General features: G+C 72.3%; 7 protein-coding genes. 5 read left to right on the top strand and 2 right to left on the bottom strand.

The features are described from left to right. Positions 1 to 34: 34 nt before the first annotated feature. Positions 35 to 1,075, top strand: a complete 1,041-nt coding sequence (locus EDD29_RS26570; protein ID WP_123667004.1) for an alpha/beta fold hydrolase — start codon at positions 35 to 37, stop codon at positions 1,073 to 1,075. A 140-nt stretch (positions 1,076 to 1,215) separates the two neighbouring features. Here EDD29_RS26570 and EDD29_RS26565 read toward each other — a convergent pair whose 3' ends face one another. Both EDD29_RS26565 and EDD29_RS26560 read right to left on the bottom strand, forming a co-directional pair. Further along, positions 1,216 to 2,451, bottom strand: coding sequence for an epoxide hydrolase family protein (locus EDD29_RS26565; RefSeq protein WP_123667003.1), 1,236 nt, complete (start codon positions 2,449 to 2,451; stop codon positions 1,216 to 1,218). 48 nt (positions 2,452 to 2,499) lie between these two features. Continuing rightward, positions 2,500 to 2,958 carry a nuclear transport factor 2 family protein gene (locus EDD29_RS26560; protein ID WP_123667002.1) on the bottom strand — a complete coding sequence of 153 codons (459 nt, stop codon included), beginning with the start codon at positions 2,956 to 2,958 and terminating at the stop codon, positions 2,500 to 2,502. A gap of 327 nt (positions 2,959 to 3,285) precedes the next feature. Here EDD29_RS26560 and EDD29_RS26555 point away from each other — a divergent pair, with 327 nt between their 5' ends. The 4 genes from EDD29_RS26555 to EDD29_RS26540 all read left to right on the top strand — a co-directional run bounded on the left by EDD29_RS26555 (position 3,286) and on the right by EDD29_RS26540 (position 14,445). Continuing rightward, complete coding sequence (locus tag EDD29_RS26555) at positions 3,286 to 5,802, top strand: AAA family ATPase (protein WP_211359917.1); 2,517 nt, start codon at positions 3,286 to 3,288, stop codon at positions 5,800 to 5,802. Continuing rightward, complete coding sequence (locus tag EDD29_RS26550; RefSeq protein WP_211359916.1) at positions 5,792 to 8,587, top strand: helix-turn-helix transcriptional regulator; 2,796 nt, start codon at positions 5,792 to 5,794, stop codon at positions 8,585 to 8,587. Before EDD29_RS26555 ends, EDD29_RS26550 begins: the two co-directional genes overlap by 11 nt. Before the next feature lie 210 nt (positions 8,588 to 8,797). Next, entirely contained in the window at positions 8,798 to 11,620 is a 2,823-nt protein-coding gene (locus tag EDD29_RS26545; protein ID WP_211359915.1) for an ATP-binding protein, read from the top strand. A 71-nt stretch (positions 11,621 to 11,691) separates the two neighbouring features. Continuing rightward, entirely contained in the window at positions 11,692 to 14,445 is a 2,754-nt protein-coding gene (locus EDD29_RS26540) for a helix-turn-helix transcriptional regulator (RefSeq protein ID WP_211359914.1), read from the top strand. The last annotated feature ends 29 nt before the right edge of the window (positions 14,446 to 14,474 follow it).

Genomic DNA, 14,474 nt, shown 5'->3' with positions numbered 1-14,474 from the left:
AGAGACGCGAACGGCTACACAAGGAGGACAAGACGTGATCAGCAGGCGCAGCTTCAGCAAGGCGATCGGTCTGGGCATGGGCGCGGCGACCGGGGTGGCCGGGGTACTGGGCGGCGACTCGGCGGCGGCCATACCCCGGGCCATTCCGATGATCCCCCCGGGCACGCACACCGCCTTTCCGAAATTGAAGCAGGTCCGGGCCGGAGTGCTCGACATCGGCTACGCCGAGCGGGGCCCCGCCGACGGCCCGGTGGTGATCTGCCTGCACGGCTGGCCCTACGACATCCACAGCTTCGTGGACGTCGCTCCGCTGCTGGCCTCGGCCGGCTACCGGGTGATCGTGCCGTATCTGCGCGGCCACGGCACCACCCGGTTCCTTTCATCGACCACCATCCGCAACGCGCAGCAGTCCGCGATCGCGCTCGACATCATCGCCCTGATGGACGCCCTGAGCATCCGCAAGGCGGTGCTGGCGGGATTCGACTGGGGATCGCGCACCGCCGACATCATCGCGGCGCTCTGGCCGGAGCGGGTCAAGGCCCTCGTCTCGGTGAGCGGATACCTGATCACCAACGTCCAGGCGCAGAAGAACCCGCTGCCGCCCAAGGCCGAGCACACGTGGTGGTACCAGTACTACTTCGCCACCGAGCGGGGGCGCCAGGCCATGGAGACCGAGACCCTGCGGCACGACCTGTGCCGGCTGGTCTGGGACGAGGTCTCCCCGACCTGGGACTTCGACGACGCCACCTTCGAACGCACGGCGGCGGCCTTCGCCAACCCCGACTACGCCCCCATCGTGATCCACAACTACCGCTGGCGCCTCGGCCTGTCCGACGGCGAGCTCCGCTACGACCGCTACGAGCGGAAGCTGGCGGCCCAGCCCACCATCAAGGTTCCGACCATCACCCTCGATCCCGACCGGGATCCGTTCCTGCCCGCCGTGGACGGCGCCGCCTACCGGAAGTTCTTCGTCGGCAAGTACGCGCACCGGACGCTCACCGGAATCGGGCACAATCTGCCGCAGGAGGCGCCCACGGCCTTCGCCCAGGCCGTGGTCGACGCCGACCGCCTGTAACGAGCACCACCGAAGGGTCCATGCGGGGCCGGAGGATTCCGGCCCCCGCATGGACCCAGACGGTGCAGCGGATGAGCGAAGAGATTTCGGCCGCGTCCTGCGGCGCCCACGCGACCTCGGCCCGTACTCCGCCGGGCGGGTCAGCGGAGTGCGCGGAATGTCGCCCGGAGGTCGGAGGTGAAGGCCTCGGGGTTCTCGTAGTGGACGAAGTGGCCGCCCTTCAGGTGGGCGTTGACGTTGACCACGTTGAAGGAGCTGCGGGTGGGCCCGTTCTCGAAGGCGGCGATGCGTTCTTCGACGGTGTCGATGCCGGGCGGGTAGGCGTCGCCGAGGAGGAAGGTGAAGCCGGCCGGCGGCTCGACGACGGGCTCACGGTTGTGGGAGGGCACCCACGGGTAGCGCACGGCGTTGCGGTACATGCGGATGGAGCTGCCGATGGACTGTGTCAGCCAGAAGACGGTGGCCTGCGTGAGGATGAAGTCGCGGGGGAAGTCGGCCTCGAAATCGCCCCGCTTGTCGCTCCACTTCTTCCATCGCCGCAGCAGCCAGGCGAGCATGCCGATGGGCGAGTCGTTCAGCCCGTGGGTGAGGGTCGACGCGTCCAGCATGTGGACCGCGACGTGGGAGACATAGGTGCCGACGAGGTTCTCCAGCCCTGCCCGCAGTTCCGGCGAGGCGTCCTCGGGGATCTTGGCGCCGTCGGTCAGATCCCAGAACCGCTCGCCTGCGAACTGGCCCGGAGGCAAGTCGTGCCCGTAGTGCAGGCCGATGATGCTGTCGGCGTACTTGTGGCCGAGCGCGCTTGTGACCAGGGCACCGTAGTCGGAGCCCGCCACCGCGTACTTCTCGTAGCCCAGGACCTCGGTCATGAGCTCGTGAATGATGTCGGCGATCTTCCAGTAGTTGAGATCGCCTCTGGCGACGGGAGTGGACCAGGCGAAGCCGGGCAGGTCCGGCACGATGACGTCGAACGAGTCCGACGGGTCACCGCCGTGGGCGGCCGGGTCGGTCAGGGGGCCGATGAGGCCGTAGCTGAACTCGCCCGGCCAGGGCCAGCCGTGGAGCACGACCAGCGGGATCGCGTTCGGGCCTGTGCCCCGCTCGTACACGAAGTGCACCGGCGTGCCGTCGACCTCGACCTTGTGCTGGTTGTGGGAGTTCAGCCGAGTCTCCTGGGCGCGCCAGTCGAAGCCGTCGGCCCAGTACTCCACCAGCGGCCTGAGGTAGGCGGTGCTGATTCCGTAGTACTCCTCTTCGTTGTCCAGGTCGTCGAAGAAGCGGGTCTTCCTCAGCCGGTCCTTGAGATCGTCCAGGGCGTCCTGGGGGACGTCGATCTTGTACGGCTCCAGCGCTGTCGGCTTGTCGACGTTGCTCACGGCGATCCTTCTTTCGTGTTGGTGTTCGTGGGGTGGCCGCGAGGACGGTCAGACGGTGAAGTCCAGGCGGATCCGGGTCTGGATGAGTTCGGCGATGTACCAGGAGCCGTGGGTCTTGACGAAGCGCGCGTGGTAGTGGCCGAAGCCGTGCATACGCTTGAAGGGGATGGCCTCGGACACCTCGGCGTCCTCGGGCCGGGTGACGATGTCCTCCATCGCCCATACGCCGTAGGCCGTGGTCGGCGAGTCGACGTCGATCTCGTCGGAGAACAGGTGGTGGACCAGGGTGACGCCGGGGCCGCCGCTGGCGCCGACCGTCGCGGCGATCTCCTCCCGGCCGTCCATGTGCAGCCACACCGATCCGTCGGGCTTGTGCGGGGTGAACGTACCGTCGGGTGTGAACAGATCCGTGAGGTCCTGCCAGCGCTGCTGATCGGCGTACCGGACGTAGCGGGCCATCAGCCGACGAAGATCCTCGGTGGTGCCGAGACGCTCAAGAGTGTCCATGATCGACCATCCCTGTGGAGTGACGACGGTCCGAACATCCACCGGCAAGGCGGGTGTGCGGCCGAACCAGCTTTGGACTTGCTGGTCCACTCATCATGCGTCCCAAAAAATGGACTGACAAGTCCATAATAGAGTGACTTGAGACACATCAAGGGTCGGGTGGTGCAGCGGCGCATCGTCGCGGCTGCGGCGCTTCGCCTCGGGAAAGGACCGGGCGTACACCTACCGGGGCGCCGGGCGGCCTGATGACTCTGTCAGGGTCCTGGCCCGGTCCGTGCAGTCGTTTGACGCATTCATCTCGCGGGCGCGGGCGGCTACTTTATGCTGATGACCAGCGTATTGTTCGGCCGGGACGCCGAGGTCCGGGCTCTGACGGAGATGATCGACCGAGTCTCCGACGAGGGCCGGTGCCTCGTCCTTCTCGGAGACCCCGGCATCGGCAAGACGGCCCTGCTGCGCGCCGCCCGGGCGGCTGCGCGCGGTGCGGGTTTCAGGGTCCTGGGGGCGGTCGGCGTGCAGTCCGAGGCGCAGCTGCCGTTCGCCGGGCTGCACCAGGTGCTGCGCCCGCTCGGCATCCGGCCGAACCAGCGCCAGCAGGCCCTGCTGACCGCGTTCGGCCTGGCCGAGGGGGAGCGGCCGGACATCTTCGGCGTCGCGCTGGCGGCGGTGGATCTGATCGAGGCGGCCGCCGCCCAGCAGCCACTCGCCATCCTGGTCGACGACGTGCAGTGGCTGGACGCGCAGAGCCAAGAGGTGCTCACGTTCATCGCACACCGCCGCGCACCTCTGCGGCTCGCCATCATCGGGACCGTCCGGACCGGGTACCCGGGTCCGTTCGTCTCCGCGGGGCTGCCCGAGCTGGCGGTCTCCGGTGTGGACGGCGACGCCGCCGAGGAGATCCTGAGCAGTCTGGCCGGCGTGGCCGGCGTGGCCGACCGGCGCCGCATCAGGGAACAGGCCCAGGGGAACCCATTGGCCCTGCTGGAACTCCCCGAGACCCTCGCCGGGGCAGTCCATCCGGAGGCCCAGGACTGGCAGCCGCTCACCGCCAGGCTGGAGCGGGCGTTCGGCAGCAGGGTAGCCGAGCTGGACCCGGCCGCCCGCGACGCGCTGCTGATCGCGGCCGTCGACCCGGTCGACGACGTGGCCGAGATCCTTTCCGCCACGGCGGTCCTGTACGGGGCCCCGGTCTCCGCCGATGTCTTCCGTCCCGCCGTAGAGGCCGGCCTGGTCCGGGTCGAGCACGGTCGCCTGGAGCTGCGCCATCCGCTGGTGCGCTCAGGTGTACTGCAAGCCGAGACGCTGGAGCGCAGGCACGCCGCCAACGCGGCTGTCGCCGCGGTGCTGGACACCGATCCGTACCGTCGGGCCTGGCACCGGGGGCAGTCCATCATGGGCCCCGACGACGAGATCGCCGACGAGCTGGAGGCGAACGCCTCGGTGGCCGTCGGCCGCGGCGCGGTCATGTCCGCGATCCGCCTGCTGCAGTGGTCGGCGCAGCTGACCGGCGCCTCGGCCCAGCGCGGGCGCCGGCTGCTGGTGGCCGCGGAGCACGCCTTCAGCCTCGGACAGCAGGAACAGGTGGGACTCCTGGTGACCGCCGCGGAGCGGTGCGACCTGTCCGAGCTCGACTGGGCGCGGGCGCAGTGGCTGCGGGAGATCTTCCACGACGGGGTGCCGGGCGACGCCGCGCGGGTGCATCAGCTCTGCGACGCGGCAAGGCAGTCGCATGCGGTGGGCGACCGCGATCTGGCGCTGAACCTGCTGCTGGGGGCGGCACTGCGGTGCTGGTGGGCCGATACCGGGCCCGCCGCGAGGGCCGATGTGGTCTCCGCCGCGAAGTCCCTGGTCGGCGGGGCGGACATCACGCACGACCACCGCTATGTCGCGACGCTCGCGCTCGCCGAGCCCGTGGCCGAATGCGGCGCCGTCATGGACCTGCTGTCCGAGGTCCGGCCCGCGGAGATCGCAGACGGCGATGCCCTGCGGGTCTTCGGCATCGCCGCCACCGCGATCGGTGACCCGGTCCGCAGCCTGACCTTCCTCGGCCGGTCGGAGGCGCTGCTGCGCAGCCAGGGGCGGCTGGCACTGCTGTCCCAGGTGCTCTCGCTCTGTGTCGTCAACCGGCTGGAGACCGGTGACTGGAAGGGTGCGCAGGCCGCAGCCCGGGAGGGGGAGCTGCTGGCGAAGGAGACGGGACAGCCGATCTGGCGTATCGGTGCCCTCGCCTGCGACGCGCTGAGCAGCGCGTTCCGGGGAGATTCGGACCAGGCGCTCAGCTATGCGGCCGAGGTGGAGGCGACGGCGAGTCGGCAGCGGCTGAACCAGCTGCTGTCGATGGCTCAGCTCGCGAAGGGAGCCGCGCTGTCCGCCGCCGGGCGGCACGTTCAGGCGTACCGGGAACTGGCGCGGGCGTTCCGCGCCGACGATCCGAGCTTCCACCAGCGGGAGCGATTCGGCGCTGTGATGTTCCTCGCCGAGGCGGCGGTCGAGGCGGGGCGGGAGGCCGACGCGAGCGCGGTCCTGGCCGAGTTGTCGCAGGTGGCGAACCTGACCCGCGCTCCGCTGCTGGTCGTTCACCTCCGCTATGCTCGGGCCGTGATCTGTGACGACGCCATCGCTGGTCCGCTTTATGCGGACATGATGGACCAGGATTTCGCCGGGTGGCCTTGGGCCGAGGCCTGCGCGAACCTGGCCCACGGCGGCTGGCTGCGACGGCTCGGTCGGCGCGAGGAGGCGGTGGCGGCGTTGCGGCCTGCCGTCGCGGAGCTCGACCGCATCGGTGCCAGGCCATGGGCCGACCGGGCACGGGCCGAGCTCGGGGCAGCCCTGAGTGGGCTCTAGGATGCCGGAGGCGGGCGGGCTGATAGGCAGGGACGGTGAGCTGCGGGTCCTCACCGACATGGTCGACGCGGTCGAGGACGAGGGATCGGCGATCGTCGTCATGGGCGATCCGGGTATCGGGAAGACGTCTCTGCTGCGCGCCGCCGCCGCCCACGGTAAGAACGCCGGTGCCGCCGTGCTGTCGGTCGTCGGCGTCGAAGCGGAGGCACACCTCCCGTTCGCGGGCCTGCACCAGCTGCTGCGACCGGTGCTGGCCGAGACCGACCGGCTGCCGACGCCGCAGCGCGACGCGCTGCACGCCGCGTTCGGCATGCGCCCCTCCGACGCCGCCGAAGGGGCGCCCGAGCCGTTCATGATCGCTCTGGCGACCCTGAACGCGCTGACCGACGTGGCGTCGCAGAAGCCGCTGCTCATCGTGGTCGACGACGTGCAGTGGCTCGACCTGCCCACCCAGGACGTCCTCGGCTTCGTCGCGCGCAGGATCGGCAGCGATCCCTGCGTACTGATCGGGGTGGTCCGCGCCGGGCACGACATCGCGTTCGCCGCCTCCGACCTGCCGCAGCTGAACGTCGGCCGCCTCACCGAGCAGGACGCGCGCGAACTGCTGGACAGGAACACCGCCGACCTGGGGTACGCCGACCGGGAGCGCATCCTGCGGGAGGCGGCCGGGAACCCGTTGGCCCTGACCGAGCTTCCGCTGGCCCTGCGCTCGGCGAGCCGGCTCGCGGCGGAGTACGGGGAGCAGCCGCCGCACTCGCTCCCTCTGACGGCGCGGCTCGAGCGGGCCTTCGCCGCGCGGCTGGGCGATCTGCCGCCGCTCTGCCAGGACGCGCTGCTCGTGGCGGCGGTGGACGACGCCGACGACCTGCGGGAGATCATCGCGGGCGCCACGATCCTCGCCGGGCAGGAGGCGCACGTCGCGGTGCTGGAGGCCGCCGTCACAGCCGGCCTGGTCCGGTTCGACAACCTCTACGCGCACTTCCGGCATCCGCTGGTGCGGGCGGCCGTCATCAGCAAGGAATCGGTCGCCCGCAAACAGGCGGCCCATGCGGCCCTGGCCGAGGTGCTCACCGACGAGCCGTACCGGCGGGTCTGGCACCGGGCGCAGTCGATCGGCGGGCAGGACGACGAAGTGGCCGACGAGATGGAGCGGGCGCACGCCATCCCGCTGCGCCGCGGCTCGGTCTCCGAGGTCATCTGGGCCCTGGAACGGTCCGCTGAGCTCACCACCGACTCGGCCACGCGGGGGCGGAGGCTGATGCTCGCCGCCGAGCACGCCTTCGGCCTCGGCCGCGCCGACCTCGTCGACCAGCTGCTGGAGCGCGCGGGCCGCACCTCGCTGACCCGGCTCGACCAGGTGCGGATGCAGTGGCTCGGGGAGATCTTCCACGACGGAGTGCCCGGCGACGCCGACCACATCCGCACCCTCTGCGAGGCGGCGCAGGAGGCGATCGACGCCGGGGACTCGGCGCTCGCGCTGAACCTGCTCCAGGCGGCCGGGCTGCGCTGCTGGTGGGCCGACACCGGCCCGGAGGCCCGGGCCCTGGTCTGCGAGGTCGCCCGCCGGGTCGACCGCCCGCGCGGCGACGCCCAGCTCACCGCGATCTTCAGCATCGCCGACCCGCTGGGCGAATACCAGACCGTGGCCGACAGCCTGGCGGGCGTGCGGCTGGAGAGCATCACCGACCCGGCCGCCCTGTGGCTCTACGGCATGGCCGCCGCCGCCACCGCGGACCCGGTCCGCTCGGTCGACCTCCTGGGCCGCGCGGAGATCATGCTGCGCCAGCAGGGCAGGCTCGGCCTGCTGTCCCAGGTACTGACGATGAGCGTGAGCGACAGCATGGAGATCGGCGACTGGGAACACGCCTGGGCGGCCAGCGAGGAGGGTCGCCGCCTGGCCGCGGACACCGGGCAGGCGATCTGGGACGCCGGATCGCAGGCGGGGTACGCCATGCTCCTGGCGTTGCGCGGCGACCATGGGAGGTCGCTGGAGATCGCCGCGGAGGTGGAGCGGTCGGCGGCGGGAAAGAAGCTCAGCAACCTGCTGGCCTGCGGGCAGCTCGCACGCGGGTTCGCCTACCTGAGCGCGGGCCGGCCCGCGGACGCCTACCACGCGCTGCGGCGGCTGTTCGACCAGGACGATCCGGCCTTCCACGTGCACGAACGGTTCCACGCCGTCAGCTTCCTCGCCGAGGCCGCGGTGCACGCGGGCCTGGCCGGCGAGGTCCACGAGGTGATCGCCGACCTGGAGTCGGAGGCCGTCACCGTCCGCTCGCCCATCCTGGTCAGGCAGCTCACCTATGCGCGTGCGGTGCTGGCCTCCGACGATGAGGCGGAGGAGGCCTTCCTCGCCGCGCTCAGCGCGGACCTGACCCGCTGGCCGTGGCTGCGGGCCCGGCTCGAACTGGCTTTCGGGCAGTGGCTGCGCCGGCAGCGCCGGGTCGCCGAGGCGCGGCGGCCACTGCATTCCGCGCAGCTCACCTTCGACCTGATCGGCGCGCGGAGCTGGGCCGAGTCGACCAGGGTCGAACTGCGCGCCGCCGGCGGGCGCGGCCAGGCCGCCACCGGGAAGGCCAACGGGCTGTCCTCGTTGACGGCTCAGGAGCTGCAGATCGCCCGGCTCGCCGCTGAGGGTCTGTCCAACAAGGAGATCGGCGAGCGTCTCTACCTGTCGCACCGCACGGTCGGCTCCCACCTGTACCGGATCTTCCCCAAACTCGACGTCAGCACCCGGGCGCAGCTCGCCGCGGTGGTAGGCCCGCAGGATCCCGTCGCCGGCGCCTGACACGGCCGGCGTCGGACACGATGACTGATACAGGGCGGTACCGATACTCATCGATACCCGATGCTGTTCACCGAACGTGCGATTCGATCACCCGGCGTTCGGATACTGCGGATCGGATGCGCAGTCGGATGCCCGACGAGTCTTGACGCCCCCGTACCTAGAGTCGGCCGAGCACGGCCGACCGGCGGTGCACGGGACGGGGAGGAATCAGTGCGCAGGCTCGAAGAGGCACATGTCGGCGACAGGCGCGAGGACGGCTTTCCCCCCTGGCCGTACGAACGGCTCGTACCCGGGCTGCGCGGCCGATGGAGCGAGGGCGAGACGCTGGACCGGCTGGTCGCGGGCGCACGCGCCGGTCGGAGCGGCGTCCTCGTGCTGCGCGGGGAGGCCGGCGTCGGCAAGACCGCCCTGCTCGACCGACTGTGCGGCCGCGCCGCCGGATTCCAGGTCGCGCGGTCGGCGGGCGTAGCGGCCGAGACGGAGCTGGAGTTCGCCGGCCTGCACCGGCTCTGCGCGCCGTTCCTCGACCATCTGCCGCGCCTGCCCGGTGCGCAGGCCGACGCGCTGAAGTCCGCCCTGGGGCTGCGGGGTGGGGACGCCCCGAACCGGCTCGTCGTCGGCCTGGCCGTGCTGGCGCTCCTGTCGGAAGTGGCGCGGGAGCGGCCGCTGGTCTGCGTCGTCGACGACGTTCAGTGGGTGGATCCGGCCTCGAAGCAGGTGCTGGCCATCGCGGCCCGGCGGCTGGCCGCCGAACCGGTCGTGATGGTGTTCACCCTGCGGGAGCCCGACGAGGCGGACCTCGCGACCCTCCCGGAGCTGGTGATCCGCGGCGTCGAGCCCGGCGATGCACAGGCTCTGCTGGAGTGGGCGCAGCCGGGTCCCATGGACGCGCGGGTGCGCGACCGGCTGCTGGCCGAGACCCACGGAAATCCACGTGCGCTGCTGGAGCTGCCGCGCGGCATGGCGGTCGGCGAGTTCGCGGGCGGCTTCGGCTCGGCGAGGTGGCCGGTCGGCCCGGCAGATGTCGAGGCGGACCTCCGCAGCCGTATCGAGACGCTCCCTGGCCGGACCAGGGCGCTGCTGTGGGTCGCGGCGGCGGAACCCCTCGCCGATCCGGTCCTGCTGTGGCGCGCGGCCGGGCTTCTGGGCATCGAGCCCGCGGCGGCCGAACCGGCACGGGCCGAGGGCCTGCTGAGGATCGGTGCCCAGGTCGTCTTCCCGAGTCCGCTGGTGCGCTCGGTGGCCTACCGCTCAGCCCCGGCGGCCGAGCTGCGGGCCGCGCATCTGGCGCTGGCCGAGGCGAGCGGCAGGGACGCGGATTCGGTGCGGTACGCGTGGCATCTCGCCGCGGCCGCGGCAGCGCCCGACGAGCAGGTCGCGGAGGAGCTGGAACGTGCTGCGGGCCAGGCGCAGGCGCGCGGCGGCCTGGCGGCGGCGGCCTCGTACCTGAGGCGTGCGGCGATGCTGAGCACCGAACCCGTCCGGCGGGCGGCCCGCGCGATCGCCGCCGCCGAGGCGGGTCTTCAGGCGGGTGCCTTCGATGCCGCGCTCGGGCTGCTGGCCACGGCGGACACCGGGCAGCTGGACGACCTGCAGAGAGCGCGCGTGACCGTACTGCGCGCCCGGGCCCTGTTGGAGAAGGGCCATGTCCGAGACGCGGCGCCGCGGCTGCTGCTCGCGGCGCAGACGCTGGAGCCGCTCGATTCCCGGCTGGCGCGGGAGGCTTATCTGGAAGCCTGGGCCGCGGCCGCCGGTTCCCCGGCGGCCGGCGCGGCCTTGGCGGAGATCTCTCGCCGTGCGCTGGCCGTGCGGGCGGACGAGGGATCCAGGGGACCGGTCGACCTGCTCTTGGAAGGACTCGCGCTTCCTTTCACGCACGGCCGTTCGGCCGCCGCCCCGTTGTTGCGGCGGGCGGCGGCGGGTTTCGCCGGGAGCGGGGTCACCGACGAAGAGGCGCGCCGCTGGGGCGCTCAGGCGAGTGCGGCGGCCCTCATGGTGTGGGACCACGAGGCCGCCCTCGCGATCATGAGGTGCCGGGTCGGGCTCGCCCGGGAGTCGGGTGCGCTCCCCGCGTTGGCCGGCGGCCTGGACTCTCTGGCCGGGGCGCTGTGCCTGGCCGGAGACCTGCGCGCGGCGGACGCTCCGGCCGCCGAGGCCGACAAGGTCGCGCAGGTGACAGGGTCCAGGGCCGCCCTCGGCGGCGGCCGGCTTCTGCTGGCGGCCCAGCGGGGCCGGGAGACCGAGGCCCGAACGCTGATCGAGGTGACGCTCTCGGAGGCGGCGGAGGACGGGCAGAGCGCCGTTGTGCAGCGCGCACAGTGGGCCACCGCGATCCTCTGCAACGGCCTCGGCCTGTACGAGGAGGCTTTGACGGCGGCTCGTCAGGCCTGCGAGGAGACCCCCGAGCTGTACGTCGCCGACTTGGCCGCGATCGAGCTGGTCGAGGCGGCTGCGAAGACAGACCGACCGGAGGCCGCACAGGCCGCTTTCGACCGGCTCGCCGAGCGGACCGCCGTGGCCGGTACCGACTGGGGGCTCGGGGTGCGGGCCCGGCTGCGCGCGCTGCTGAGCGACGGCGAAGCCGCCGACGAGCTGTACCGCGAGGCGATCGAGCTGCTGTCGCGGACGCGAATGCGTTCTGAGCTGGCCCGCGCGCACCTGGTCTACGGCGAGTGGCTGCGCGGCGGCGGCCGGCGCACGCTCGCGCGCCGCCATTTGCGGTCGGCGTACACGATGTTCGGCGAGTGCGGCATGGAGGCGTTCGCGGCGCGGGCTCGTGGAGAACTGGCCGCTACCGGGGAACGGGTGCGGCCCCGCGCCGACGCGCTCAGCGATCTGAGCCCCCAAGAGGCCGAGATCGTCCGGTTCGCCGTGGCCGGGCGCAGCAACCGGGAGATCGGTGCCCGGCTGTTCCTCAGTCCGCGCACCGTCGAATGGCATCTGCGCAAGGTGTTCATGAAGCTCGGGGTGGGCTCCCGCCACGAGCTGGCGGGTGCGCTGGACGGGACCGGCCGGACGACCATACCGGCCTGACAGGCCATACCGGCGGTGATCGTGGAGTGCGATGTACATCCCTGAATGTAGAGAAACGGTAGCGTGATCTTGTGGGTGGAGACCTTCTGCGGGGTCGTCGGCGTGAGCGCGAGATTCTGGGGTGGCTGGTGGAAGGCGCGCGGGAGGGCCAGAGCGGGGTCCTGGTGGTGCGCGGGGAGGCCGGGATCGGCAAGACGGCGCTGCTGGACGAGCTGTGCGGGCGAGCGGACGGATGCCAGGTGGCACGGGCGGCGGGGGTCGAGTCGGAGATGGAACTGGCGTTCGCCGGGCTGCACCAGCTCTGCGCGCCTTTCCTGAATCGGCTGCCGCGGTTGCCAGGTCCGCAGGCGCATGCGCTGCGGACGGCGTTCGGTCTGCAGGGCGGGCCCGCTCCCGACAGGTTCCTGATCGGGCTGGCCGTCCTGACGCTGTTGTCCGAAGGCGCCGATGAGCGGCCGCTCGTCTGCGTGATCGACGATGTTCAGTGGCTGGACCGGGAGTCGGGCCAGGCACTGGGCTTCGTGGCCCGGCGGCTGGCGGCCGAATCGGTCGCCATGGTGTTCGCGGTGCGCGAGCCCGATGCGGAGAAGAGCCTGCAGGGCCTGCCGGAGCTCGTGGTCCGCGGGCTGGGGCCCGAGGACTCGCGGGCGCTGCTGGAGCGGGCTCGGCCGGGACGCCTGGACGAGCGGGTACGGGACCGGCTCGTGGCCGAAACGGGCGGGAATCCGCTCGCCCTGCTGGAGCTGCTCCGCGGCCTGCCGGCCGAGGAGCTGGAGGGCGGGTTCGGGTCGGCCGGACGGCCGGGGATCATGACCGGCCTCGTGGACGACTGCCGCCGGCGAGTCGAGGCGCTTCCCGCACAGTCCCGGACGCTTCTGCTCGTGGCGGCGGCGGAGCCGCTCGGCGATCCGCTGCTGCTGTGGCGGGCGGCCGACCGGCTGGGCGTTCAGCCCGCCGCGGCCGATCCGGCCGAGGCGGACGGGCTCCTGGCGATCGGGGAGCACGTGATCTTCCGGCACTCCCTCGTACGCACGGCGGTCTACCGGTCGGCCTCGACGGAGGACCGGCGAGCGGCGCACCTGGCTCTGGCCGAAGCGACCGGCAGGGACGCCGACCCCGCCCGGCGCGCCTGGCATCTCGCCGCTGCGGCGGAGGGGCCGGACGAAGAGCTGGCGGCGGAACTGGAGCGCTCCGCCGTTCAGGCTCAAGCCCGTGGAGGACTGGCCGCGGCGGCCTCGTACCTGCAGCGCGCCGTGGATCTCACGGCCGATCCGGCACGGCGGACGGACCGTGCGCTCAACGCCGCCCTGGCGAACGTCCGGGCAGGCGGATTCGACACGGCGCTGGGGCTGCTGGCCACGGCCGAGGCCGCTCCGCTCGACGATTTGCAGCGCGCACGCGTGAGCCTGCTGCACGCCCAGACCCGGTACTGGCGGACCCGCGGCGGCGACGGTGCCCTGCTGCTGTCGCGGGCGGCGGAGACGCTCGAACCGCTCGATCCAGGGCTCGCGCGCGCGACCTACCTCGACGCCTGGTGCGCAGCGCTGTTCGCTGGTGCCGAGATCCGCGGCACCAGCATGGTCGAGATCTCGCGCAGGGCGCTGGCCGCCCCGCGTCCTGAGGGCGCGCCGCGTCCCGCCGACCTTCTCCTTGACGGGCTCTCCCTCGCCCTCACCAAGGGACGGGGTGCGGCGGCGCCCCTGCTGCGCCGCGCGGCCGACGCCTTCGACCACGGGACGGCAACGATCGAGGAGGTCGTCCGCTCGTCCGCGGCGGCCGTCATGGTGTGGGACTACGACACCTGGGCCGAACTTCCGACCCACCAGGTCCGGATCGCCCGGGAGTCGGGCGCGCTGAGCGTCCTGGCCGTCGCCCTCGACGTCCTGGCCCAGGCGCGCTGCGTGGGCGGCGACCTCAGAGGAGCGGCCCTGCTGACCGCCGAGGCCGGCGTCGTGACCCGGACGACAGGCTCACAGATCGCCTCCTACGCCGACATCATGCTCGCGGGCCTGCGCGGCCACGAGGCCGGCGCCCGCAGGCTGTTCGCCGCGACCATCGCGGCGGCGACCGAGGCCGGACAGGGCTGCGCGGCCCAGTACGCCCGCTGGTCCACCGCCGTGCTCTACAACGGGCTGGGCCGCTACGAGGAGGCGCTGACCGCTGCCGAGCAGGCCTGCGCGGAAGCGCCCGAACTCTGGATCGCCGACTGGGCCGCGGCCGAACTGGTCGAGGCGGCCACCAGGACCGGCCGCCCCGAGGCCGCCCGCCCCGCCTTCGACCGCCTCTGCGAAAGCGCCACCGCCGCCGGGACCGACTGGGCCCTCGGCACCGTGGCCCGCCTGCGCGCCCTGCTCACCGACGGCCCCGCGGCCGACGCCCTCTACCAAGAGGCACTCGAACACCTTTTCCGGACCCGCGTCCGCCCCGACCTGGCCCGCACCCACCTCCTCTACGGCGAATGGCTCCGCCGCACCCGCCATCCCACTCCCGCGCGCGACCATCTTCGCCGCGCCCATGCCCTCTTCCTTGAAACGCACATGGACGCCTTCGCCGAACGCGCCCGCCGTGAACTCGCGGCCGCCGGCGAGACGCCGCACCATCCGGTCCCGCACGTCTTCGACACCCTGACCACTCAGGAATCCGAGATCGCCCAGATGGCTGCGGCAGGCCGCACCAACTCCGAAATCGGCACGAGCCTGTTTCTCAGCCCGCGAACCGTCGAATGGCACCTCCGCAAGATCTTCACCAAACTCTCCATCACCTCCCGCCGCGGCCTCCCCGCGGCCCTGGATCAGGCCCGGTCCGGTTTCGCGTCCACGGCCTGACGGAGGCAGGCGGGCGGTCCGGCACCGCT

Source organism: Actinocorallia herbida, from assembly GCF_003751225.1.
Lineage (GTDB): Bacteria > Actinomycetota > Actinomycetes > Streptosporangiales > Streptosporangiaceae > Actinocorallia > Actinocorallia herbida.
Note: the sequence above shows the minus strand (reverse complement) of the source record. Positions and strands in the feature narration are given on the sequence as shown.